Annotated in this window: 24 protein-coding genes; 15 read left to right on the top strand and 9 right to left on the bottom strand. The window is 67.2% G+C overall.

What is annotated here, in order from left to right:
* From V6M51_RS19450 to V6M51_RS19410, 9 genes are all read left to right on the top strand, one after another.
* A partial coding sequence (locus V6M51_RS19450) for a calcium-binding protein (protein ID WP_332769841.1) occupies window positions 1-1,196 on the top strand: 1,196 nt, incomplete at its 5' end.
* Window positions 1,197-1,472: 276 nt separating this feature from the next.
* Complete coding sequence (locus V6M51_RS19445) at window positions 1,473-2,663, top strand: hypothetical protein (RefSeq protein WP_332769839.1); 1,191 nt, start codon at window positions 1,473-1,475, stop codon at window positions 2,661-2,663.
* A gap of 36 nt (window positions 2,664-2,699) precedes the next feature.
* Complete coding sequence (locus V6M51_RS19440) at window positions 2,700-3,533, top strand: polysaccharide biosynthesis/export family protein (protein ID WP_332769838.1); 834 nt, start codon at window positions 2,700-2,702, stop codon at window positions 3,531-3,533.
* Window positions 3,534-3,559: 26 nt separating this feature from the next.
* Window positions 3,560-4,927, top strand: a complete 1,368-nt coding sequence (locus tag V6M51_RS19435) for a hypothetical protein (RefSeq protein WP_332769836.1) — start codon at window positions 3,560-3,562, stop codon at window positions 4,925-4,927.
* Window positions 4,924-5,649 carry a CpsD/CapB family tyrosine-protein kinase gene (locus V6M51_RS19430; protein ID WP_332769834.1) on the top strand — a complete coding sequence of 242 codons (726 nt, stop codon included), beginning with the start codon at window positions 4,924-4,926 and terminating at the stop codon, window positions 5,647-5,649. The genes V6M51_RS19435 and V6M51_RS19430 overlap by 4 nt, the downstream gene beginning before the upstream one ends.
* A 63-nt stretch (window positions 5,650-5,712) precedes the next feature.
* Entirely contained in the window at window positions 5,713-6,528 is an 816-nt protein-coding gene (gene xrtV, locus V6M51_RS19425) for an exosortase V (protein WP_332769832.1), read from the top strand.
* The gene (epsI, locus tag V6M51_RS19420; protein WP_332769830.1) at window positions 6,525-7,226 is read left to right on the top strand and encodes an exosortase-associated protein EpsI, V-type; all 702 of its coding nucleotides are present in this window, start codon (window positions 6,525-6,527) and stop codon (window positions 7,224-7,226) included. Before xrtV ends, epsI begins: the two co-directional genes overlap by 4 nt.
* A 232-nt stretch (window positions 7,227-7,458) precedes the next feature.
* A complete protein-coding gene (locus tag V6M51_RS19415) occupies window positions 7,459-8,520 on the top strand; it encodes an AGE family epimerase/isomerase (protein WP_332769829.1) in 1,062 nt (353 codons plus the stop codon).
* Window positions 8,521-9,810: a nucleotide sugar dehydrogenase gene (locus V6M51_RS19410; RefSeq protein WP_332769827.1), complete on the top strand. Its 1,290-nt coding sequence runs from the start codon at window positions 8,521-8,523 to the stop codon at window positions 9,808-9,810.
* Window positions 9,811-9,813: 3 nt separating this feature from the next.
* Here V6M51_RS19410 and V6M51_RS19405 read toward each other — a convergent pair whose 3' ends face one another.
* On the bottom strand, window positions 9,814-10,854 hold the full coding sequence (locus V6M51_RS19405; RefSeq protein ID WP_332769825.1) for an AraC family transcriptional regulator: 1,041 nt from the start codon (window positions 10,852-10,854) through the stop codon (window positions 9,814-9,816).
* A gap of 182 nt (window positions 10,855-11,036) precedes the next feature.
* Between V6M51_RS19405 and V6M51_RS19400 the strand changes: the two genes are divergently transcribed.
* Window positions 11,037-11,732, top strand: a complete 696-nt coding sequence (locus V6M51_RS19400; RefSeq protein WP_332769824.1) for a hypothetical protein — start codon at window positions 11,037-11,039, stop codon at window positions 11,730-11,732.
* Here the strand turns inward: V6M51_RS19400 and V6M51_RS19395 are convergent.
* From V6M51_RS19395 to V6M51_RS19380, 4 genes are all read right to left on the bottom strand, one after another.
* A complete protein-coding gene (locus tag V6M51_RS19395; protein ID WP_332769823.1) occupies window positions 11,729-12,751 on the bottom strand; it encodes an NAD-dependent epimerase in 1,023 nt (340 codons plus the stop codon). The genes V6M51_RS19400 and V6M51_RS19395 overlap by 4 nt on opposite strands.
* Before the next feature lie 31 nt (window positions 12,752-12,782).
* Window positions 12,783-14,723, bottom strand: coding sequence for a polysaccharide biosynthesis protein (locus V6M51_RS19390; RefSeq protein ID WP_332769822.1), 1,941 nt, complete (start codon window positions 14,721-14,723; stop codon window positions 12,783-12,785).
* Window positions 14,724-15,016: 293 nt separating this feature from the next.
* The gene (locus tag V6M51_RS19385) at window positions 15,017-15,715 is read right to left on the bottom strand and encodes a TorF family putative porin (RefSeq protein ID WP_332769820.1); all 699 of its coding nucleotides are present in this window, start codon (window positions 15,713-15,715) and stop codon (window positions 15,017-15,019) included.
* Between the two features lie 207 nt (window positions 15,716-15,922).
* Window positions 15,923-16,726, bottom strand: a complete 804-nt coding sequence (locus V6M51_RS19380) for an SDR family NAD(P)-dependent oxidoreductase (protein ID WP_332769819.1) — start codon at window positions 16,724-16,726, stop codon at window positions 15,923-15,925.
* A 95-nt stretch (window positions 16,727-16,821) separates the two neighbouring features.
* Here V6M51_RS19380 and queF point away from each other — a divergent pair, with 95 nt between their 5' ends.
* The gene (gene queF, locus V6M51_RS19375) at window positions 16,822-17,277 is read left to right on the top strand and encodes a preQ(1) synthase (protein WP_332769843.1); all 456 of its coding nucleotides are present in this window, start codon (window positions 16,822-16,824) and stop codon (window positions 17,275-17,277) included.
* A gap of 290 nt (window positions 17,278-17,567) precedes the next feature.
* Here queF and V6M51_RS19370 read toward each other — a convergent pair whose 3' ends face one another.
* Window positions 17,568-18,179, bottom strand: coding sequence for a nitroreductase family protein (locus V6M51_RS19370; protein WP_332769817.1), 612 nt, complete (start codon window positions 18,177-18,179; stop codon window positions 17,568-17,570).
* Window positions 18,180-18,262: 83 nt separating this feature from the next.
* Here V6M51_RS19370 and V6M51_RS19365 point away from each other — a divergent pair, with 83 nt between their 5' ends.
* Both V6M51_RS19365 and cysE read left to right on the top strand, forming a co-directional pair.
* A complete protein-coding gene (locus V6M51_RS19365; protein ID WP_332769816.1) occupies window positions 18,263-18,877 on the top strand; it encodes an NUDIX hydrolase in 615 nt (204 codons plus the stop codon).
* A 28-nt stretch (window positions 18,878-18,905) separates the two neighbouring features.
* Window positions 18,906-19,736 carry a serine O-acetyltransferase gene (gene cysE / locus V6M51_RS19360; protein WP_332769815.1) on the top strand — a complete coding sequence of 277 codons (831 nt, stop codon included), beginning with the start codon at window positions 18,906-18,908 and terminating at the stop codon, window positions 19,734-19,736.
* Here the strand turns inward: cysE and V6M51_RS19355 are convergent.
* Window positions 19,724-20,884 (bottom strand): MFS transporter, encoded by a 1,161-nt coding sequence (locus V6M51_RS19355; RefSeq protein WP_332769814.1) that lies wholly within the window; start codon window positions 20,882-20,884, stop codon window positions 19,724-19,726. The genes cysE and V6M51_RS19355 overlap by 13 nt on opposite strands.
* A gap of 165 nt (window positions 20,885-21,049) precedes the next feature.
* Complete coding sequence (locus V6M51_RS19350; RefSeq protein ID WP_332769812.1) at window positions 21,050-22,120, bottom strand: beta-N-acetylglucosaminidase domain-containing protein; 1,071 nt, start codon at window positions 22,118-22,120, stop codon at window positions 21,050-21,052.
* A gap of 139 nt (window positions 22,121-22,259) precedes the next feature.
* Between V6M51_RS19350 and V6M51_RS19345 the strand changes: the two genes are divergently transcribed.
* A complete protein-coding gene (locus V6M51_RS19345; RefSeq protein WP_254837089.1) occupies window positions 22,260-22,466 on the top strand; it encodes a DUF3126 family protein in 207 nt (68 codons plus the stop codon).
* 74 nt (window positions 22,467-22,540) lie between these two features.
* Here the strand turns inward: V6M51_RS19345 and V6M51_RS19340 are convergent, their stop codons facing one another.
* A complete protein-coding gene (locus V6M51_RS19340) occupies window positions 22,541-23,329 on the bottom strand; it encodes a PhoH family protein (RefSeq protein ID WP_332769811.1) in 789 nt (262 codons plus the stop codon).
* Between the two features lie 306 nt (window positions 23,330-23,635).
* On the opposite strand from V6M51_RS19340, the gene V6M51_RS19335 reads away from it, so the two are divergent.
* A complete protein-coding gene (locus V6M51_RS19335) occupies window positions 23,636-24,166 on the top strand; it encodes a gamma carbonic anhydrase family protein (protein ID WP_332769809.1) in 531 nt (176 codons plus the stop codon).
* Window positions 24,167-24,170 lie beyond the last annotated feature (4 nt).

Here is a 24,170-nt window from a genome sequence, read left to right as displayed (position 1 = left end):
ACGGCCTGATCATCAGCGACAACATCGTCGCCGGCTTCGCCGACATGAAGGCCCGCATCGCCCTCAAGAACACCGTCGACGTCACCCTCACCAACAACCAGGCCACCGACTATATCCGCCAGGAAATCGTCCAGGTGACCACCGACACCGGCAACATCCTCATCGCCGTCCCGACCGACGGCGGCATGGCTATCCTCAGTCTTTGGATGGACAATCATCCCGACAGCGTCGCGGCGGAACTCTACGACACCAGCGCCTCGGCCCCCGTCGGCGACACCGCCACGACCACGCCCACTACGCCCACGACGACGGTCGGAACGAAGTCCGGCAGCCCGGGCTCCGACACCCTGACGGACACCGACGGCTCGACCACCCTGGCCGGCGGCGCGGGCGACGATGTCTATGTGGTCAGCAAGACCACCACCGTCATCACCGAGTTGGCCGGGGCTGGCCAGGACCTGGTGAAGTCCTCCGTTTCCTTCACCCTGTCGGCGAATGTCGAAGACCTGACCCTGACCGGAACCGCCAACATCGACGGCGTCGGCAACGGACTGAACAACTTCATCACCGGCAATGACGGCAGCAACCACCTCGTCGGCGGCGCGGGCAACGACACGCTCGTGAGCCAGGGCGGCACCGATCTTCTGGAAGGCGGCGCGGGCGACGACACCTATATCGTCAATGCGAACGCGAGTGTCGTGGAGGCCGCCGGCGCCGGGATCGACACCGTGAAATCGATGAACGGCATCACCATGAGCGCGAACGTCGAGAACGCGGCCCTGACCGGCAAGGGCGGGTCCGGCGTGGTCGGCAACTCGCTGAACAACCAGATCACCGGAAACCTGGGCGACAATCGCCTGTCCGGCGGCGCTGGCGCCGACACGATCAATGGCGGCGCCGGGGCCGACGCGCTGCTCGGCGACGCCGGGAACGACGTGCTCACGGGCGGGGACGGCCTGGACCGCTTCATCTTCGGCCGCGGCAGCGGCGCCGACGTCATCACCGACTTCGGCGCGGGCGGCGCGCGCGAACTGATCGACTATTCGGCCTACGCCAAGGCCGGCGTGAAATTCACGATCACCGACCTGGGCACGGACACCTTGATCCAGTTCGACACCGGAAATTCGATCCGCCTGACCGGCGTCGACGCGCACGAGCTGCAGTCGACCGGCACCAGCTTCATCATCAACGGCTAGGCGCGCGGCCCGCCCGCCCGGGCGCCCATCGCGAACAGACTGGAACCCGCCGGTGATCGCCGGCGGGTTTCTTCGCATGCGCGGGCCTTCACGACGCCGCATTCCTGTTTCATCCCTGTTTGCCGAGGACACGGCCCGGTGGCATGCCGCATGCAGAAGACATCCCCATTGGCTACGCACTGTGCCGTCTCCAATGCGCCTTCCATGGATTGGCGTTATCTGTCAGTTAGCTTCAGACCGCGATCCTGCGTGCGGGTTCATTGGGGGGCACATCACATGGCGAAGAGGGCCCTTGCCTTCGCTATACTCATCGGATCCAGCGTCTTGGCGGTCCCCGCCGCGGCGCAGGTCACGAGAAATTTCAGCGGAAACCTTAGTCTCGGCGTCCTGCGGGACACCAACGTCGCGCGAAGCAGCGAGGCGCTCGCGCTGGCGCGGGGGGTTGAGCGCGAGGACACCATCCTGACGCCTTCGGCCAGCATCGACTGGACCCAGCCGATCGGCCGCAGCTCTGTGTTCGCGCGCGGCAGCGTCGGCTATCGAATCTACGACAAGAACACCGACCTCAATCGCGAGGTCGCCGACATCCAGGGCGGATTCGGCACCCGCGTGGGGCCATGCCAGGGCTCGGCCGTAGCATCCTTCTCGCGCCGACAGCGCGACCTCGAAGATCTGGCGATCCCGAACCCAAAGGCCATCCAGGACACCACCGGCGTCAACCTGCAGACGGTTTGCGGACTGACAGCCGGCCTCGGCGTCTCGCTCGGCGCCGGGCAGATTTGGGGCGAATCCAGCGGCGCCGCCGACACCGTCGATTATGAAACCCAGTCCGTGAGCGCGGGCCTGGTCTACCGGCGCTCGACGCTTGGCGAGGCTCAGGTCTTCATCAGTCACGCGGAAACCGAGTATTCCAACGCCCTCGTGCCTGCGACGACCTCGGGCTATGAGGTCGAGAGCATCGGCGCAACCTATTCTCGGAAGGTTGGTTCGAGGCTCAAGGGGTCGGTGTCGGCGTCCCAGACCGAAGTGAATTCGACGTCCGCCGTGGCAGGCGCCGGCAGCAATTATTCAGGCCTGAACTACGCGGTGCAGGTCGACTACCAACCGACATCCAGGCTGTCCTTGGGACTGCTCTGGGACCGTAGCGTCAAGCCCTCGGTCCAGGTCGGCCGCCTATACAGTCTTCGGGAAGGCGTCGCGCTGAACGCGAGTTACAAGCTTGGCACGCGGTTCACCTATTCCGTGGGTGTCCGTCGTCGCGACAATACGTCGAGGGGCTCTTTGTTCGCCGCGGTCCCGTCTCTGGCGAAATCGCGCTCGGACGAATGGAACACCGGACTTCGTTTCCAACAGAGCGACCGCCTCTCTTTCGTGCTGGACGCTTCTCATACTAAATACGACGCTAACGATCCTCTGTTTGACTATTCGGCGACACGTGTGGGGCTGACAACGAGCGTAAGCTTCTGAGTCTGACGAGAACTGGTGATGCAAATCCGTACGACCTTGATCAAATTCGCGATGGCGCTCTGCCTGGTTGGGATTCTGCCCGCCGCGGCGGGCGCCCAGACACCGGCCGCCGTGGCGCCGCCCGTCGTCCCGTTGACCGGAGCGCAGTCGCCCGCGAAGGCGGCGCCCGCGGCGGATGACGAATACATCGTCGGACCGGAAGATGTCATCGAGGTCGAGGTTGTCGGGCTTCCGGACCGCGCGCGCACCAAGGTCTATACTGATGGCACCATCCAACTGAATCTGTTGGGCAAGGTCCAGGTCGCCGGTCAGACGCCGCGGCAGCTGGGCGACCAGCTGGCCAAGCTCCTGAAGGACGGCGGCTTCTACGCCAATCCGGTCGTGAACGTCGAAGTCGTGTCCTTCGCCAGCCGCTACGTGACCGTCCTGGGCGCCGTGAGCGCGCCGGGCCTCGTGCCAATCAACCGCGCCTATCGGATGTCCGAGATTCTCGCCCGGGTGGGCGGGGTGACCGGGGCCGCCGCGGAATACCTCGTGGTCCGTCCGGAAAGCGGACCCGAACAGCGCTACTTCATCCGGGACCTGGCGACGGGTGACGCGAGCAAGGACCCGTTCGTTCAGGCAGGCGACAAGATCTACGCGCCGCTCGCGGACATCTTCTACATCTCAGGCCAGGTGCGCGCGCCGGGCACCTTTCCCATCGCGCCGGGCATGACCATCGGCCAGGCGATCGCGCGGAGCGGCGGCCTCACGGAGTCGGGTAACGGGAAGAAGATCGAGGTGACGCGCGCCGGCAAGAAGCTAAAATTGGACCCGAGCGCCAAGGTCGAGCCGGAAGACGTGCTCGTCGTTAAAGAACGGCTGTTCTAAGCGGCGGTCTCCGCCAAAGGTGTGACATGTCGATTACCCAATTCCTGCGGATATTCTGGGCCCACAAGTGGCTGCCGCTGGTCACGACGATCTCCTCGTTCGTCGGAGCCATGATCGTCGTCCTGATCGTCGCCCCGAGCTATCAGACCAGCGCCAGGGTCATGCTCAACCTGTTGAAGCCCGACCCGGTGACCGGCGAGGTGATCGGCAGCCGCACGGCCGGCGTCTACATCAAGACGCAGGCGGAACTGATCCGGGATTACGGGGTCGCTGGGAAGGTCGTCGATCAACTGGGCTGGATGAACGATCCCGGCCTGATGTCTCAATACCAGGCTTCGGGAGCCAGCAGCGACATGCGCCGGTGGCTGGCGCAGCGCGTCATAGACGGAACCACCGTTACCCAGGTGCCCGCGACCAATTTCATCGAGATCGGCTATCGCTCCGCCAGCCCCGAACAAGCCCGGGCGATCGCCGAGGCCCTTCGATCGGCCTATCTTGAATCGGTTCTCGAGACCCGGCGGCAGGAGGCGAACCGCAACGCGGAGTGGTTCACCCAGCAGGCCGACAAGCTGCGCGAGCAGCTGGTCGCCGCCGATCAGGCGAAGACCGACTATGAGCGCGCCAACGGCATCATAATGCAGTCCGACAACACGGACGTGGACACGGCCCGGCTTCGGGCCCTGGCCGGCCAGGGCGCCGGGATCAGCATGGCGCAGCCGACCGTCGCCGCGACGACGACGCCCGCCGAGATGGCGCTCACCCAGCTTGACGCGCAGATCAGCCAGATCTCCAAGATCCTGGGCCCGAACCATCCTCAGATGAATGAGCTGAACAATCGGCGGGCGACGCTCGTGCAGATGGCGGCCCAGGAGCGCGCGGCGCAGCGCGCGGCCGCGGGCGCGGCGGCCAGCGGCGCGGCCCAGGCCGCGGCGGCCATCGAAAGCGCGGTTCAGACGCAGACGTCGCGCGTCATCGCCAAGCGCGACAAGATCCAACGGCTCAGCCAACTCCAGTCGGAGGTCAACCTGCGCCGCGAACAGTACAATCGCGCCATGGCGCGGGCGGCCGAGTATCGTCAGGAAGCCAACGTGACCGATCCGGGCATGTCGCCGATGGGGAACGCGGTGACGCCGCGGAAGCCGAACTTCCCCAATGTCCCGCTGATCCTGGGCGGCGCGGCCGGCTTGGGCTTTGGAATGGGATTGATGGTCGCGCTGCTGTTGGAGCTCTTTGGGCGCCGGGTGCGCAGTGTCGAAGACATGGAAGCGGCGTTCGACGTGCCCCTGCTGGCCGTCGTGAAGCCGGAGGCGGCCCCGAGGCGTCCTAGGACGGCGCGGCGCGGCCTGGCGGGCAGCGTCAAGTTGCCGACCAGAAAGAGAGCGATACGAGCGTGAACCAGCCCGTCTTGAAACCGCCAGAAGAGGTCCGGCCGGCGACGCTGGCCGAAGCGCCGCGGTCCGCGGCCGATCAGCCTCTGACCTTCGCCCTGGCCAACACGCTTGTGACAATCTCCGAGCCGGCCAAGGCCCAGGCGGAATCCATTCGCGTGCTTCGCACGCACATCATGGCCCAGCATGTGGATCAGGGACGCCGAGCGCTCTCGGTCTGTGCGGTTAGTCCAGGAGCCGGCTGCTCGTTCCTCGCCGCCAACCTGGCGGTGGCCCTTTCACAGGTCGGCGTAACGACGCTGTTGATCGATGGCGACCTACGCAGCCCAAGCCTGGAGAACTACATCCGGCCCAGCCGGCCGGTATCGGGCCTGCGCCAATGCTTGGCGGCGGAAGATGGCGCCTTCAACGAGTTCATTCAGCAGGATGTCCTGCCCAGTCTTTCGGTCATGTATTCGGGCGGAACGCCGGGCAACCCTCAGGAGCTGCTGGCCGGCGAACGGTTCAAGACCCTCATGGATCACTGCCTGCGCGACTTTCAGATGACGATCATCGACACCCCTCCCGCCATGAGCTGCGCGGACGCGCGTCGAGTGAGCAGTGTCGTGGGCTACAGCCTCGTCGTTGCCCGTCAGCATCAGAGCCGGATCACCGATATCGGGACCCTGATCTCCCAGCTGCAGCAGGATGGCGCGAGGGTCATCGGAACGGTTCTGAGAGAGGCCTGATCGGTGGTCGCGGTATCCGGCATCTCGGCTCCGGGGGCCCTCCCTCATTGGAGGTTCTGGGCCTTGGCCCTGGGGCTGGCCGTGATCGCCGTCCCGACGGTGATCACCCTGGGAGATCAGGAGTGGTCGCGTGATTCAGGCGCCCATGGCCCGCTGGTGCTTGGCACCGCGGCTTGGCTGTTCTGGCGCGCGCGCGACCAATTTCGAGAGGCGACGACCGAGGGTTCTCCCTGGCTGACAACGCTCGGATTCCTGGTGTCGCTTCCCCTTTATGTGTTCGGGCGGGCCTATGGCTTTATCAGCCTCGAGGTGGCGGGCCTGTACGGCGCGTTCGTCTCGATGCTGCACTCCGAGTTTGGCCTCAAGGCCCTGTTCAAGAACTGGTTCCCGATCTTCTACCTGGCCTTCCTCATCCCGCCCCCGGGCTGGCTGATGGACGATCTGACCGCGCCGCTGAAGCTGTTCGCTTCCTGGGTGGCGACCGACGGGCTGCAGATATTCGGCCTGCCGATCTCCCGCGAGGGGGTCACGCTGGTCGTCGGGAACTACCAACTGCTGGTCGAGGATGCGTGTTCGGGGATGAATTCCCTGACCGGCCTGGTGGCGATCAGCCTGTTCTATATCTATCTTCTTCGGGACGCCTCCTGGCGTTACTCGCTGTTCCTGGCCTGCTTCGTCATTCCTATCGCCGTGGCGGCCAATATCGTGCGGATCGTGATCCTGGTGCTGCTTACCTACTTCTTCGGCGATGCGGTGGCGCAGGGCTTCCTCCACCAGGCGGCCGGCCTGGTGCTGTTCGCCACGTCGTTGAGCCTGGTGTTTGTCATCGACCACCTGGCCTCACGCTTCTGGCCGCGCGCCAAGGGGCAGCCGGCATGAGCACGCGCAGGAACCTGTTAATCGCCGGGGCCTGTTTCGGGGCAGGCGCGCTCGCCTACGGGCTGAAGCCGCGCAAGCGGCTCTCCCTGCTGGGATCGGCGAAGATGGAGGCCATCGTGCCGGTGACCATCCCCGGATGGTCGGCCGAGCTCTCGGAAGGCATGGTCAAGCCGAAGACCGAAGGCCTGGCCGCCGAGCTCTATGACGAGGTCGTCCAGCGCACCTACAAGGGCGATGCGGATGGCGCCGACGTCATGCTGCTCATCGCCTATGGGGGGTTGCAGAGCGACCTCCTGCAGATCCACAGGCCAGAGGTCTGCTATCCGGCCCTGGGCTTCGCCATTCGATCGAAGAAGGCGTCGACCGTTCAACTTCCCGGCGGCGTGGCGCTGCCGGTCGTGCGTCTTGTCGCCGTCGCCGGCGATCGTCAGGAGAACGTGGTCTATTGGACCCGGGTCGGCGAAGCGCTGCCCACCAACAATACGGACCAGAGGGAGATCCTGTTGAGGACGTCGTTCAAGGGGCTGATCCCTGACGGCGTGCTGGTCCGCAGCTCGATCGTGCACGACGACGCCGATGAGGCCTTCGCCGTTCTCGACCGCTTCATCCCCACCATGCTGTCCGCCGTCGCGGCCGACAGCCGCCGCGCCTTGATCGGCACCGACCCCGCCAAGGTGATGCGCCTGGCCGGCGCCTAGGCTCTCGACGCCTTTGTCCAAACCGAGGACGTGGCCTGCGATAAAACGCGCGGGCCGGGTGGCGGAAGTTGTGTGACGTGCGGCTTCGGGAGCGCTATCGAGGGACGCTCCAGTGGCGAGGTTAGGCGTTTTGGCTATCGATTCGGCGATCAGGCGCGCGGACACGGGTTCGCGAGCGGGGGGCGACGGGTTCGCGAGCCTGGCCCAGGCGGCCGACTGGTATGATCGCTGGTTGCGGACACGGGCCTTTCCGCTGTGGTGGGAGGCCGGCGCCGACCGCCAGCGGGGCGGTTTCTTCGAGGGCCTGAGCATTGAGGGCCAGCCGCGCCCGGCGCCGCGGCGCGCCCGGGTCCAGGGCCGCCAGGCCTTCGTCTACGCTACGGCCGGCGTGCTGGGCTGGGACGGGCCGTGGCGCGAGGCCGCCTGGCACGGGATGGACTTCTTCCTCGACCGGTTCGCCCGGCCCGACGGCCTGTTCCGCACCCTGGTGGGGCTGGACGGCGCGGTGCTGGACGACACGGCCATGCTGTACGATCAGGCCTTCGCCCTGCTGGGCACGGCCACCCTGCACCAGGCCGATCCGCGGGGGGGTGAACTGGCCGAGGTGGCGCGCGGCGTCCGCCAGGGTCTCGAGGCCATGCGCCACCCCGCCGGCGGCTATCGCGAGAATATCGCCCATCCATTCCAGGCCAACGCCCACATGCACCTGCTGGAAGGCGCCATGGCCTGGGCCGAGCTGGTGGGCGGCGACTGGGAGGTGATGGTCGACGAGATCGTCGAGATGGCCCTGACCGTCTTCATCGACCCCAAGGGCGGCTTCTTGCGGGAGTTCTTCGACGCCGAGTGGCGGCTGGCCGACGGCGACGACGGGCGGCTGGTCGAGCCCGGCCACCAGTTCGAATGGGCCTGGCTGATGGACCGCCACGCCAAGCGGCGCGGCGACCCGCGGGCCGGGAAGGCGGCGCGGGGGCTCTACGCGGCCGGCCGGCGGGGCGTCGATCCCGTGCGTGGCGTGGCGGTGAACGAGCTCTGGGACGACTTCAGCCCGCGGGACACCACGGCGCGCCTGTGGCCGCAGACCGAGCACCTGAAGGCGACCCTGCTGTTCGACGAGGAGACCGCATCCCTCGCGGCGGCCCAGGCCCTGCGGCGCTACCTGGAAACCCCGACCCCCGGCGCCTGGCGCGACAAGCTGCGGGCGGACGGGACCTTCGTCGAGGAGCCCGCGCCGGCCACCTCGTTCTACCATATCCTCGGCGCCTGCCTTGAGCTGTTCAAGGTCACGGGACGCTAGATGCCGCAGAACCCCTTCACCGGAACGCCTCCGAAGATCTGCGTGATCGGGCTGGGCTATGTGGGCCTGCCGCTGGCGGTGGCGCTGGCCGCCCGGTTCGAGGTCGTGGGGTTCGACATCGGGACCGAACGGATCGCCGAGCTGCAGGCCGGCCTCGACCGGACCCTGGAAGTGACCGCCGAGGAACTCGCCGGCGCCAAGGGTCTGAACTTCACCGACGACGAGGCGGGCCTGGCCGGCTGCAATGTGTTCATCGTCACCGTGCCGACCCCGATCGACCGTCACAAGCGGCCGGACCTTCGGGCGCTGCTGGCGGCCAGCGCGACGGTCGGGCGGAGCATATCCAAGGGCGGGGTGGCGATCTTCGAATCCACCGTCTATCCGGGCGCCACCGAGGAGGACTGCGTCCCGGTGATCGAGGCGCTGTCGGGCCTCACCTTCAATCGCGACTTCTTCGCCGGCTACAGCCCCGAGCGGGCCAATCCGGGCGACCGGGAGCATCGGCTCTCCAGCATCGTCAAGGTCACGGCCGGCTCGACGCCGGAAGCCGCCGACTTCGTCGACGCCCTCTATGGCGCCGTGGTGCCCGCGGGCACCCACCGGGCCAGCTCCATCAAGGTGGCGGAGGCCGCCAAGGTGATCGAGAACACCCAGCGCGACCTCAATATCGCGCTGATCAACGAGTTCGCCCTGATCTTCAACCGGCTCGGCATCGACACCCAGGAGGTGCTGGACGCCGCCGGGACCAAGTGGAACTTCCTGCCCTTCCGGCCGGGTCTGGTGGGCGGCCACTGCATCGGGGTCGATCCCTACTACCTGACCCACCGGGCCGAGGACGCGGGCTACCACCCCCAGGTGATCCTGGCCGGGCGGCGGATCAATGACGGTATGGGCGGCTACATCGCCCAGGAGCTGATCAAGACCATGATCCGGCGCGAGATCCAGGTGCGCGGCGCGCGTGTGCTGGTGATGGGCCTGACCTTCAAGGAAAACTGCCCGGACCTGCGCAACACCCGGGTGATCGACATCGTCCGCGAATTGGCCGACTACGAAGTCGCCGTCGACGTGCACGAGCCCTGGGCCGACCCGGCCGAGGCGGAGCGTGAGTACGGGGTCGCCCCGGTGGCGGCGCTCGAGGCCGGCGCCTATGACGCCATTGTCCTGGCCGTGGCTCACGCCCAGTTCCGCGAGATGGGCCTGGCGGCGATCCGGGCCCTGGGAAAGCCGAACGCCATCCTCTACGACGTCAAGGGCATGTTCCCGAAGGGCTCGGCCGACCTTAGGCTCTAGGGGCTAGGACGCCGCCGTCCGGTCCTCCACGAGCTTCGAGGCGCGCATCCGGCGCGGGCTGCATCCGGTCCAGCGCTTGAAGGCGCGGGAGAAGGCGGCCGGATCGGAAAAGCCCACCAGATAGGCCGTCTCGTTCACCGAGACCTTCCTGCCGTTGAGATAGTGCAGGGCGAGCTTGTGGCGCAGCTCGTCCAGCACACCGGCGAAGGTCACGCCCTCGGCCTTCAGCCTGCGGAACAGGGTCTGGCGGCTGACCGCCATCTGGCGGGCGACCCTGTCCATGCTCGCGTCGCCGGTGTGCAGGATCGGCATCAGGACCCCCTCGACCCGGCCGCGGGTGGACTTCGAGTTCTCCAGGCTCTGCAGGAGGGCGTCGGCGCGCTCGCTGAGGATGCCGAAGGCGTAGCGCGGCAGGTGGGCGATCCGGCGTTGCATCCAGTCTCCGTGGACCAGTATCCCGTTCTTGTCGGCGCCGAAGACCACGGGGGCGCGGAAGATGCGCTCGTATTCGTCGCGATAGCCCGGGTCGGCGTGGGTGAGGTGAACCGCCTTGGCCACCGGCGTCTCGTCGAATCGGCGGGGTGCGCAGATCAGCTGGGCGAAGGCGGATTCGGTGAGCTCGGGAAACTCATTGGGGTCGTTGCGGGCGTCGACTATCCAGAACCCGTCCCGGTCGCCCATCATCCGAAAGCGATCACCGCCGTCCGCGTTGTCGGTCTCGACCACCAGGGGCACGTAGCGGTTGAGCTGCGCGAAGGCCTCGCTCATGTTCTCGGAGGCTTGGCCGATCAGACCCAGGATGGAGACCTTGGCGATGTCGACCGTCTCGCCGTAGTGGAGCGCGAGCGCCGGATCACCGGCGAGCGCCTTTGCCGCGCGCATGAGCGCGACATAGCTGGCGAACGGGATGCGGCTGTCCTGGTCGTCCAGGTCCTCGAGACGGACTCCCGAGCGCTCGGCGAGCGCGGCCCGGCGCGCGCCCTTCTTGACGGCGAGCTCCATCAGCCCCCGCGCGAAACCCGCCGAGACCGTGGACTCAGCCATGGCCGCGGAGCCGCCTGTTACCTCGGGTCATGCTTTTGATGCGCGCCGCCATGTCCATCATGTCCGTCGTGGACGAGGCTACGCCCAAAGGAAGCCAGACCAAGTGACAAACGCGACAGCTTCCCTGCGGTCGATCTTGGTTTCGCTTCTTGCTTTTTAGACGCGCCGCTGGCGCTTCCAGGGTGACCGCCATGCCTCCGGCCATGATGCTCCATATCGCCGCGGGCGGCGTCGGCCTCGCCTCGGGTTTCGCCGCCCTGGCCTTCCGCAAGGGCGAGCGCCTGCACCGGATCGCGGGGACGGCCTTCTTCGTCGCCATGCTGTTCATGTCCGGCATCGGAGCGGTCATGGCGGTGTTCCTGCCGAACCGGCCCACCATCCTCGTGGGCGTGCTCACCTTCTACCTGGTGGCCACGGCATGGATGACCGTCCGGCGCGAGGAGGGCCGGATCGGCCGCTTCGAGGTCGCGGCCTTGGCCATCGTCGCGGTCGTGGCGACGCTGGACTTCATCGCCGGCTGGGTGGCGGCCGGGAGCCCCAAGGGGGCCATGGACCACATTCCCTATCAGATGATCTTCGTCTTCGGCGGTGTCGCGACCCTGGCCGCGGTCACGGACCTCCGCGTGATCCGGCGCGGCGGGATTTCCGGCGCCCCGCGCATCGCGCGGCACCTCTGGCGGATGTGCGTCGCCCTGCTCATCGCCACCACATCGTTCTTCCTCGGGCAGCAGAAGGTCCTGCCCGAGGTCCTGCACGGCTCGCCGATTCTCTTCGTGCCGATCCTGGCGCCGCTTGTCCTGATGATCTTCTGGCTGTTCCGCGTGAGGTTCAGCAAGGCGTTCGCGCAGGCGCCCCAAACCCTGGAGGCGGCCGGCTAGTTCGCGCCCACCCGGTAGTACTCGCGATACCAGTCCACGAAGTTGGAAACCCCCACCTCGATGGGGGTCTGGGGGGCGTAGTCGAGGGCCGCCTTGGTCTCGGTGACATCGGCTTCGGTGCGGGCCACGTCGCCGGGCTGCATGGGCAAGAAGTTAATCTGCGCCTTGCGCTCAAGCTTCTCCTCCAGGACCTCGATGTAGCGCATCAGCTCCACGCGGGTGCTGGCGCCGAGATTGAGGATCCGCCAGGGGGCGACGCCGCTGGTGGCCGGGTCGGGGTCCTGTGGGTTCCAGTCGGGGTCGGGGGCGGGCGGACGGTCCAAGGCGGCGACCACGCCCGAGACGATGTCGTCGATATAGGTGAAGTCGCGCTGCATCCTGCCCTGGCCGAAAACGTCGATGGGCCGGCCCGCCAGGATCGCCTCGGTGAACTTGAACAGCGCCATGTCGGGCCGGCCCCAAGGGCCGTAGACGGTGAAGAACCGGAAGCCGGTGGCCGGCACGCCGAACAGGTGAGCGTAGGAATGGGCCATGGACTCGTTGGCGAGCTTGGTGGCCGCATAGAGGGTGATGGGGTGGTGCACCGGATCGTGCACCGAGAACGGCAGCTTGCCGTTGGCGCCATAGACCGAGCTGGTGGACGCGAAGACCAGGTGGCGGGGCTGGACGGCGCGGCAGCCCTCCAGGATGTTGCCGAAGCCCACCAGGTTTGAATCCACATAGGCCTGCGGCTTTTCCAGGCTGTAGCGGACGCCGGCCTGGGCCGCGAGATTGATGACGCCTTCGGGTCGGGTCTCGGCGAACAGGGCGGCCACGGCCTCGCGGTCCACGAGATCCACGGCGGCGTGGCGATAGCCCTCGCGCGCCTCCAGACGGGCCAGGCGCGCCTGTTTCAGGACCGGGTCGTAATAGGTGTTGAGATTGTCCAGCCCGACCACCGTGTCGCCGCGATCGAGCAGCCGGTGGGCGACGTGGGAACCGATGAAGCCGGCCGTGCCGGTGACCAGGATGAGCGCCATGCAGCCCGCTTAGACCGTCTTGGCGCGGGCGTCACCCGTTGGCGACAACCCGTAGGGTGGGGGCGGCGCCGGGCTTCTCGCCTCGAATCTGGCCGACCAGGTCGAACAGAGCGCGGCGGACGTCCTCGACATCGCCCATCTCGGCCAGACCCTCGATCTCCACCAGGTGGCTGCTGGTGATCCGCAGGGCTGAGGAGGAGACCACCTCCATCACCTTGGGGGCGCAGGGCAGGGAACGCTCGGTCTCGTCCAGCAGGGCCTCGGTGAGCTTCTCGCCGGGACGCAGGCCGGTGATCTCGATGTCGATGTCCTTGCCCGGGATGCGGCCCGAGAGCGCGATCATCTGCCGGGCCAAGTCCATGATCCGCACCGGCTCGCCCATTTCCAGCAGGAACAGGCGGGCGTGGGCGGTCTCTTCGTCCTCGGCGCAGGTGGCCGTGGCGTGGAGGACCAGCTGGGCGGCCTCCGGAATGGTCATGAAGAAGCGCTCGATCTCTTCATGGGTGACCGTCACCGGCCCGCCGCGATCGATCTGCGACTTGAAGATCGGCACCACCGACCCCGCCGAGCCCAGGACATTGCCGAACCGCACGGCGGAGAAACGCGTGCCCTGGCCCGCCTGCTGGGCCTGGATCACGGCCTCGGCCAGGCGCTTGGTGGCCCCCATGACATTGGACGGATCGACGGCCTTATCCGTGGAGATCAGCACCATCTGGGCCGCGCCGCAGGACTTGGCGGCCTCGGCCACGTTCCAGGTGCCGACCACGTTGGTGAGCACACCCTCGCAGGGGTGCCGCTCGACCATGGAGACGTGCTTGAGCGCCGCGGCGTGGAAGACCAGGTGCGGCTTTTCCTTCTTGAAGGCCTGCTCCAGGCGGCGCGCATTGCGCACGTCGCAGAGCACGGCGCTGTGCGACAGGGCCGGCCAGGTCTCGGTCATTTCGCGGTCGATCTCGAAGAGCGAGGTCTCCGAGAAATCCATCATGGTGACGTGAGCGGCTTGGAAAGCGGCCACCTGGCGGCAGAGCTCCGCGCCGATGGAGCCGCCGGCGCCGGTGATCAGCACGCGGCGACCGCGAATCAGGGCCCCGACCGCGGCGCGGTCCAGCTCGATGGGATCGCGGGCCAGCAGCTCCTCGACGCTGATCTCGCGCATGGGCAGCAGGGCCATGCCGTCCTGGTGGGCGAGCTCGACGATGGAGGGCAGGCGCAGCAGGCGGATGCCGTCGTTCTTGAGTTGGCCGAGCTGGTCGGCGGTCAGGCCGCGCAGGCGACCGGGCTCGTCCAGGAACAGGATGGCGCGGGGATAGCGGTTCCAGCGGCGCAGGTCGGTCATGGCCGCGTCGAGATTGTCCAGGCTCTCGATGACGCAGACGCCGCGAACCTGCTGGCCCACGTCGCGGGCGTCGGGGCCGACGATGCCGACCGGGGTCCAGGCGTGGTCGTGGCGGCGCGCCACATCGCGCAGATAGCTGTCGGCCAGGGAGGGCGGACCGATCAGCAGCAGGGAAGGGGCTTGGGGCGCGCGATCCTTGACCGTCTTGAGCGGGGCGAAGGAGTCCAACGCGTGCTCGTGCAGGGCGCGGCGCACGATCCGCGCGCCCATGCAGCCGACCATCTGGAAGATCACCGCCATGGCCAGGGCCGAGCGCGGCAGGCCGTCGGCCCGGTCCATGACGAACACGGTCAGCAGGAAGACGCCGGCGGTGAGGAAGGCCGTGCGGGTGAGCACCAGGGCGTCGGGAATCGACACATAGCGCCACGGCGAGAGCTCGCGCCGGAAGATGGTCGAGAACACCGCGGCGAGCGCAGCGTAGATGCCGATCAGCTGAAGAAGCTTCAGCGTGGGAAGGCCAGCGACGCCCAGTTCTAGAATTCGCGCGGAGGAGAGGATGTAGGCCAGGAAGAAAGCCCCGGCAGCAATAAGAGTGTCCGCGACAATGGTCTGGGCCCGATTGGCCATCTGCTCCATGAGTCGCGCTCCGCTCGCCTTAACCGCAACATAGACGCGCGAACGCGACCGTCCAATGAAACTCGGGGACTGAGGCTTAGCTCCCACAGTCGGAGCATTTTTCGCGCACTAGGGGAACCATTCTTCGCCTGACGCGTGCGCACCGAGACAGAAAAGCCGCCCCGGGACCGGGGCGGCTTCTCATAGGCCTAAATTACTGAAAAGCCCACGGCATCTTCGAATCGAGCATGCCGGAACCCTTCGGGGCCGGAGCGTCGTGGCCGCCGACGGCGACCACGACCCAGGGTCAGACCCTAGAACACGGCCTTGACGCCGAGAACGACCCGGCTGTCGTAGATGTCGCCGAAGCCATGCTCATCGGTGTCGTGGTAGCGCAGGTCGAAGCCGACCGTGTCGTTCAGAGCGAAGCCGGCGCCCAGGTTCCAGGTCGTGTAGTCCAGCGGACCGACGACTTTCTGATGGCCGACGGCGCCCGAGATGGTGACCTTCTCGGCCACCGGGAACGAGCCGTTCACTTCGTAGTAGGTCGCCTCGCCGGTGCCGCCGAAGAAGTCGTCCGAATAGTAGAAGGCCGCGCCGATGGTGGCCGGGCCGACGGCGCCCGAGCCGGCGAGCTTGTACTCGACATAGTCTTCGTTCGAACCGTTGGGCTGGTTCATGTAGCCGTAATAGACGACGCCCACGTCCAGGGTGACCGGGCCGACCACCGGCTTCACGCCGGCATAGAGGTCGAATTCACCGTCGGTGCCGTTGCCGAAGTCGACATTGGAGACCCAGGCGCCGGCGTAGCCGATGCCCCAGAGGGTCGTGTCGACGCCCGCGAAGATGGAATAGTTCTCGTCGGTCTGGCTGACGCCGCGGAACACGTAGTCGGTGTTCGCGCCGATGTTGAACGAGAAGTCGAACGGGCTCGCGTCGTCTTGCGCGAAGGCCGCGCCGCCCATGGCGACGGAGGCCACGGCGGCGAGAAGCGTGGTCTTGAAGAGTTTCATTTCGTTTATCCCCTTATTTTTCGATCGAGCTCCGCCCAATCGTCGAGGGAGATCGCCACGCGAGCGAGTTCCAGATCAACGCGAGCGGAGCCGATGGATGGCTCTACCTATGCCGTGTTCGATTTTTGAGCGTTAACAGAACGTAGCGCCGCGATTTTAGGCGAAATGCTGTGACTTTCCCGTCACAGGTCGCTCCTGAGCAACCTCTCAACGCATGGAGAGGGGCGCGTAGTGCAGGTGAGTCCCCGCATCGACCAGCAGGGTCTCGCCGGTGACGTGGCGCGAGGCGGTCGAGGCCAGGAACACCGCGGCGGCGGCCACGTCCTCGGCGGTGGAGGCGGCCTTCAGGGGCGTGCTGGCCGCGGCGCCGGCGCGGACCTTGGCGGCCTGCTCGGCCCCGACGCCCTTGCCGAACCACGGGGTGTCGATGAAGCCCGGACAGATGGCGTTGACCCGGATCTTCGGCGCCAGGGCGCGGGCCAGGGACAGGGTCATGGTGTTCATCGCGCCCTTGGACGCGGCGTAGGGCACGGACGATCCGATGCCCGCGACGCCGGCGATCGACGAGGTGTTGACGACCGCGCCCGGTTGCGGGGCGGCCTCCAGCAGGCTGCGGCAGGCGCGCACCATCTGGAAGGCGCCCACCACATTGACCCCGTACAGGTGCAGGAAATCCTCGGCCGAGACCGCCTCGAGATCGGCGTGGTTGGGGGCGAACTTGGTCACGCCGGCATTGTTGAACAGCGCGTCGATCCGGCCGAAGGGCTCGGCGGCCGCGGCGATCCGGCGGCAATCGGCGTCGAGCGCCACATCACCCTGGACCAGCACCGCCTTGGCGCCCTGCGCCTCCACCAACCGGCCGGTTTCCTGCGCCTCATCGGCGCTGCGGGCATAGTTGATGACCACGGCCGCCGCGCCGCGGCCTGCGGTCTCCACAGCGATCGCCCGGCCAAGCCCGGTGGAAGCTCCCGTCACCACCACCACGAAGTTCTCGAAATCCCGGCCGGCCATCGCAGCTTCTCCAATTTGACTTATCGGTATCTGTCTTGGCCCCACTGTCGGCCGCCTTGGTTGCCGGGCGCAAGCCCAAGGGCTACATCGCCGCCATGGACGAGACGCACCTGACCCAACTGGGCCGCGAGGTCCGCGGTTTCGACAGTCCCGAAGCCGCGGTGCTCGAGCGCGTGCCCAATCCGCAGGCCGACGTGCTGTACCTAGCGCGGTTCACCGCGCCGGAGTTCACCTCGCTATGCCCGGTGACCGGGCAGCCGGATTTCGCGCACCTGGTGATCGACTACGCGCCCGGCGACTGGCTGATCGAATCGAAGTCGCTGAAGCTCTATCTCGGCGCCTTCCGCGGTCATGGGGCGTTCCACGAAGACTGCACCGTGGCCATCGGACGCAGGATCGTGGAGGTGGCGGCGCCCCGATGGCTGCGGATCGGCGGCTACTGGTTCCCGCGCGGCGGTATCCCCATCGATGTCTTCTGGCAGACGGGACCGGCGCCGGACGGGTTGTGGATCCCCGATCAAGGCGTCGCGCCCTATCGTGGACGGGGCTGATTCAGAATTCAGCGTTTGGAAGAGTTAATGATTTGAGATCGAACGGTTAGTTTGATCCAAAAGTTCGTGTCTGCAGAAGTATTCGCATTTCCGAATACAACCCTCGATCACTCTCCACCTAAGCGCGCCGGTTGCTAAGGCGGCGAGCTTGGCTGTGACGGAGTCGGCGTCGACTAGCCGACAGGGGTGCGGTGTGCTATTACGACATCGCCCATCTCTCCTCGGGCGTGTCACACTTCAGGCCGGGCGGCGCGCCATCGCCGTCCGGCCGTCGTGTATCTGGCGAGCGCTCAGGGCCGCCAGAGGGTGGTCAGCGCCGTGGGATCGGGGCGTTCGCGCTCCAGCGGCGGCTCCTTGGGCGTGCCAAGCAGGATGAAGCCCGCCACCCGTTCGCCCTCCGCAACGCCAAGCAGAGCCTTGGCTTGCGCGTCATAGGCGTACCAGTCGGTGATCCAGTTCGCGCCATAGCCCAGGGCTTGGGCGGCATAGAGCAGGGTGGTGCAGGCCGCCCCGGCCGAGAGCTCCTGCTCCCACATGGGGATCTCGTGTTCGACAGCCCGCGAGACCACCGCGATTCCCGCCGGCGGGAGCTTGAGTTTGGCCAGTTTGGCCGCGGCGCGCGGGTCGTTGCGGCCCTCGGCCAAGGCTTCCAGCTTGGCCGCAAAGGCCGCCTTGCCGGCTGAATCGAGGATAATGAACCGCCAGGGCGACAACTTCCCGTGATCGGGCACCCGGCAGGCCAGGCCGATCAGGGCGGCGATCTCGTCGGGGGTGGGGCCGGGCTCGGCCAGGGTTACGGCCGAGGACGACCTTCGGCGGGCCAGGAAGTCCAGGACCTGCGGATGGGGCGGCTGATCGACGGGCGTCCCGAAGAGCGGCGTGGGGGGGAGAGCGACGGTCACGTCCGGGCGCCTCGTTAGGAAAACCGAGAGGGGATATCCCTTATTGGGCTTTGGGCGGTCGTCCCGCAAGGCTAGTTGAGAATATGTCGCAAAAACCCGACTGGCTGGTCGCGCACGGGACGCCCTGGAAGAGGGGCGAGCCCAAGCGCGTCTACGACAATCCCTGGATCAGCGTCACCGAGCAGACGGCGATCGCGCCCACCGGCCAGCCGGCGCTGTACGGGTTGGTGGCCTTCAAGAACCGCGCCCTGGCCATCCTGCCGCTGCACGAGGATGGGACGGTGACCCTGGTGGGCCAGAACCGCTTCCCCTTCGCCGACTACAGCTGGGAAATCCCGGAAGGCGGCGGGCCGCTCGACGAGGCGCCGCTGGAAGGCGCCAAGCGGGAACTGCTGGAGGAGACGGGCCTGGCCGCCGCCCATTGGACGGAGGTGCTGCGGATGCAGCTCTCCAACTCGGTCACCGACGAACTGGCCATCGGCTATCTGGCCACCGGCCTGACTCAGGCGGCGGCCGAGCCACGGGGCGACGGCACCGAGGACATCGCCCGGGTCCGCGCTCCGTTCCGCGAAATCCTCGACGCCGCGACGGCGGGACATATTCAGGACGCCCTAACGGTGGCGATGCTGCTTCGGGGTTACCATATGGCTCGGGAAGGGCTTTTGCCGGACGCGCTCGCGCGCGCCATGTTAGGATAGGGGAGCCGCCGTGGGACGGGAGGAGCCTTTGAGCCAACGTCTGGAAGTCATCGAGCTCGGCGCGCCGCCGCCGGTCTGGGCGTCGTTGCGCAATGAAGCCGAGCGGGCCGCCAAGGCCGAGCCGGCGCTCGCCTCGCTGCTGAACGCCGTGGTGTTGAGCCATGAGGACCTGGGCGCGGCCCTGTCCTACCAGCTCGCGCGCAAGCTGGGTGACCAGGAGCTGCGGGCCATGAGCCTGCGCGAGCTGGCCGACGCGGCCTATCGCGACGATCCGCGGCTGGTCGACATCGCCGAGCTGGATCTCAAGGCGGTGTTCGAGCGCGACCCGGCCTGCAAGGGCTACGTCCAGCCGTTCCTGTTCTTCAAGGGCTTCCAGGCCCTGCAGACTCAGCGCGTGGCGCATTGGCTCTGGCATCAGGGGCGCGAGACCATCGCCCTCTACCTGCAGAGCCGCATGTCGGAGGTGTTCCAGGTGGACATCCATCCGGCCACCAAGATCGGCTCCGGCGTATTCATCGACCACGGCACCGGCATCGTCATCGGCGAGACCGCGGTGATCGGCGACGATGTCTCGCTGCTGCAGGGCGTGACCCTGGGCGGCACCGGCGCCGAGCGCGGCGACCGCCATCCCAAGATCGGCAAGGGCGTCCTGCTGGGCGCCGGCGCCAAGGTGCTGGGCAATATCGCTATCGGCGACTACGCCAAGGTGGCCTCGGGTTCGGTGGTGCTGAAGCCCGTGCCGCCCGGCTGCACGGCCGCCGGCGTACCCGCGCGCCTGGTCAACTGCCCGACCTGCGAGGAGCCGGCGCGCAGCATGGACCACACCCTGGCCGAGGCGGTCTACGACTACGTGATCTGAGCCGCGGCGAGGTCGGTCGCACGGTAGTAACGCCGCAGCAGGAAGAACGCCGCGGCGGTCCCCGCCAGGGAGATCAAGATCGCCACCGACATCGGCGCGCCCAGGGTCAGCAGTCCCGCGGCGACAAGGCAACCCGCAGCCCCACCAACGTCCCATCCGGCTTCCGTGGCGATGTGGAAGCGCAGCGTGCAGGGCGAGGCCTGGGCCTGATTGTAGACCGCGGTCATCATGGTGGGCGTGTAAATGGCCACAACCAGGGCGCCGGCGGCGTTCGCCGCCACCGCTAGGGCGGGATCGCCGTAGCCCGCCGCGCGCGCCAGTATGGTCGCCGCAGCCGTGCCGGCCGCCAGCCAGACGATCCAGCGGCCATGGCCCGCGTCGATGAACCGACCCAGCAACAGGCCGGTGACGGCGCCCGCCACGGCGGCGATCGCCATCGCGCCGCCAAACGCCGTGAAGCTCTCGCCCAGCGAGAGGAAGAGCGCGATCTGCCAGACGAAGTAGTAGCCGGACGCGACCCACCCGTCGGCGGCGAGCATCAAGGCGCCGGGGAGGGCGGCGCGCAGGGATCCGGGCGCGTCGTCCAGGACGGCGACGTTCGGCGTCTTGAGCAGCGGCAGGGCCGACAGCATCAGCACCGCCGCGGTCACCCCGAACGTCGTCCGGGGCCCGAGCGTCACCAGAGCCCAGCCGGTGAGGAGAGGCGCGACGATCCCCACGAGCGCGGCCACGGCCTCGCGAGCCCCGATCTGGTGGCCGCGGTGCTCGGCGTCCCCAAGCGACGCGAAATAGGCGTGGTAGGAGGTCCAGTAGAAGGTGTCGCCGATGGACGAGACGGCGCAGAGCGCGAACAGCGCCCAGCCGACGCCGTCCACCTGCGCCAGCAGCGGGTACTGCAGGGCGGTCAGGATCGTGCCGGCGATGACCAGGGGCTTGAGCCCGAAGCGCTTGCCGAGCGGCAGGACGAACGGCCGGATGCAGAACCGACCGATCAGGATGGCGGCCAAGGCGCTGAGCACGCCTGGCGCCGGCACGCCGGCCCGCAGCAGGAAGACGGCGAAGAACGCGCCGCCGCCGCTGAGCGCCAGGGCGTGGACGCCGTAGTGCAGGTTCAGAAGATTGACGGTGGTGTTGCGAAAGAACGCCATGTGGCTCGGCCCCGAATATCCAGGAGAAGATCAACGAAGGGCGCCGTCGCGGGCCTAGGCCTGCGAACGACCAGTCCTGTGAGTTGATCAGCCGGCCACTGAGTGGGTTCTTCCGTGGTTCAGGTGTTTCGCCGCGAGCAGCTTAGGCCCCGGGAGGGCGAAACCTCAAGAGGCGTCCATCTCGGCCTGGGTGACGCGATAGGCGCCGTCCAGCCAGGCCAGGACCTCGCGCGCGCCCGGATGGTCGAAGCCCTCATAGCGCGCGCGCATCCGCCGGACATTCTCCTCGGTCAGCCGGTCGAGGCCGAAGCCCTGGACCTGGGTGAGGTTGAGCTGGAGGGCCGCGGCCAGACCCTCGCCCAGTACTTCCGCGGCCGCGCGCTCGAAGGCGGCGCCATATTCGTAGGCGGCGCCCTCGAGATAGCTCTCGGCCAGGGTGATGGCGGGAATCTGCGACAGCACCGGCTGCAGGGCCGGATTGACCGCATGGGCCGAGAGGCGGGCGCCGATCTCGGCGGGCCGACCGGTGAAGGCGCGGACGTGCAGGAAGGGCGACATCAACGGGCCGTCGTTGACGGGATAGTTGTCCCACAGGAACGGCTTGCGGCGCAGCTGGCGGCCCACCCGCTCCAGGTGGCCAACGCTGTATTCGCGCGAGCAGACCTCCTCGCCGGTCCAGAAGACCTCGATCGCCGGATCGAGTCCCGCGCCAAGGTCCTCCAGATAGTTCTCCGGCCGCCGGCCGAACACCCGGTCCAGGATCGGGTCGTCCGTATAATAGGACGGACAGACGATGAGCCGCGTGGCGGTGGTCCGCTCGGCGATCCAGTGGACGATGCGGATCTGGTTCTGGGCGAGGTCCGGCAGGTCGCCGCGCATGTCGTCGAACAGGATGGCCAGGTCGTCGAGGCCGAGGCTCTCCAGGTGCTCGAGCTTGGCGGCGAGGGCGCTCTGCGCCTCCCTCCCGAAGTCCCGGTAGATCTCGTAGGGGCTGAGACCGACCCCGAAGCGGACGCCCAGGTCGCGGCAATAGGCCGAGAAGGCGGCGAGCTCTTCGGACGCCTCGGGGGGATGGAGCTCCTGCCAGCGGCGGCGCAGGAAGGGGTCGGCCTTGGGCGCGTAGATGTGGAAGCCATAGCCGTGCGCCGAGAGCTTCGAGATCACGTCCCGCCGCGCCGCCCAGGACCAGGGCTTGCCGTAATAGCCTTCGATCAGTCCCAGTTCGACGCCCGCCACGCCTGTCTCCCCGCCTTGATTTGCAGGCAGACTAAACGCGCCCGCCGCCGCGTCCCCAGCTTTTTCCCGCCCAGACGCTTTCACGCCATGAGCAAAGCGCGCTAGGTTCCGGCCGAAATTGACGCAGGAGCACGGCGTGCTGGACGAAAAGACTATCCGCAAGATCGAAGGCCACCTGCGCGGCACCTTCGCCAATGCCCGGATCACCCTGACGCCCCGTCCCAAGCAGAAGGATTCCGCCGAGGTCTATGTCGGCGAGGAGTTCATCGGCGTGGTGTTCGAGGACGAGGACGGCGACGGTTCGTTCATGTTCGAGATGGCGATCCTGGCCGAAGACCTGCCCTAGGCTTCGCCCCACGAAAAAGCCGGCCCCGGGGCGGTTTCCGGGACCGGCTGAGGTTTCGGTGAAGCTCTAGGCCGTCAGAGCACGCCCAGCATTTCGGCCACCAGCGGGTGGCGGACGATGTCGACGTCCTTCAGCCGCACGACGGCGATGTTGGCGAGCGCATCGAACTTGTCGGCCACCGGGCCCAGCCCGGACAGCTCGGGCAGCAAATCCGACTGGTTGGGGTCGCCGGTGACCACCATGGTCGAGTGCCAGCCCAGGCGGGTCAGCAGCATCTTGAGCTGGCCGTAGGTGCAATTCTGCGCCTCGTCGATCACCACGAAGGCGTTGTTCAGCGTGCGGCCGCGCATGAAGCCGACCGGGGCGATCTCGATGGCGCCCTCGGCCATCAGGGCCCGGACCCGTTTCATGGAAAGCCGGTCCGACAGGGCGTCGTAGAGCGGGCGCAGGTAGGGCGCGAGCTTGTCCTCGGCGTCGCCTGGCAGGTAGCCGATGGATTCGCCGGCCTCCACCGCGGGCCTGGAGAGCACGATGCGCCCGACCTTGCCGGCCTCCAGGGCCTCCACGGCCTTGGCGATGGCCAGATAGGTCTTGCCGGTGCCGGCCGGGCCAAGCGCCATGACCAGGTTCTTGGCGTCGATGGCGTCGATCAACTCCTGCTGCCCCGGGGACTTGGCCTTGATGGTCTTCACATAGCCCTGGTCACGGCCCTGATCGCGATCATCGTTATGATGCGCCAGCGGAGACCAAGCTCGATCCACGGGCAGGCGGCGAATTTTGCCGTCATCCTCGAACTGGCCGGCGTCGAACGCGCCTTCGCGCAGTTGTCGCTTGAGAGCTCGCTTGGTCATCAAGGCCTCCATCGGGGCAAGAAAAAAGGGCGAAGCCGGAATGGCTCGCCCTTGGTCATCGGCAGATTGGAATTGGAACGGCGGCGTCGTGCGCTGCGGCCTGGCGGCTCGCTTCCGATTTGTGATCCGGGCGGGAGAACCCGCCGAAGCAGACGCGACACCCTTTACTCCGTCCAAACGCAAGGCCGGGAGCCGAAGGCCGACTCGCGGCGGGATGCGGGAAGGCGTTTCACCCTCTCGAATCGCACGACTAAGATGATGCTAGCTTGGTTTACGAATGGTTAAACAGGCTTCGGTTTCAAGAAATGGGGTATGCGGATGAGTGTCTACAACTTGGGCGACGTTGGTCCGGAGTTGCCCAATGAGGGTGAATACTGGATTGCGCCGACCGCCGCGGTGATGGGTCGGGTGATTCTTAAGAAAAACGCTTCCGTCTGGTTCGGTGCGACAATTCGCGGCGACAACGATCCGATCATCATTGGCGAGAATTCCAACGTCCAGGACGGCAGCGTCCTGCACACCGACACCGGCTCGCCCCTGACCATCGGAAGCAATGTGACGGTTGGCCATATGGTCATGCTTCACGGCTGCACGATCGGCGATAACTCACTGGTCGGCATCGGCTCGATCGTGCTGAACGGCGCGCGGATCGGGCGCAATTGTCTCATCGGCGCCAATTGCCTGATCACCGAGGGCAAGGAGATTCCCGACAATTCGCTAGTCATGGGCGCGCCCGGCAAGGTTGTCCGGGAGATCAGCGACGAGCAGGCGCGCGTGATGGCCGGTGGCGCGATGCACTATGTGCACAACTGGAAGCGCTATTACGCCGGGCTCACCCCTGTGGTCTGACCCC

Source organism: Phenylobacterium sp. (assembly GCF_036677185.1).
GTDB lineage: Bacteria > Pseudomonadota > Alphaproteobacteria > Caulobacterales > Caulobacteraceae > Phenylobacterium.
Note: the sequence above shows the minus strand (reverse complement) of the source record. Positions and strands in the feature narration are given on the sequence as shown.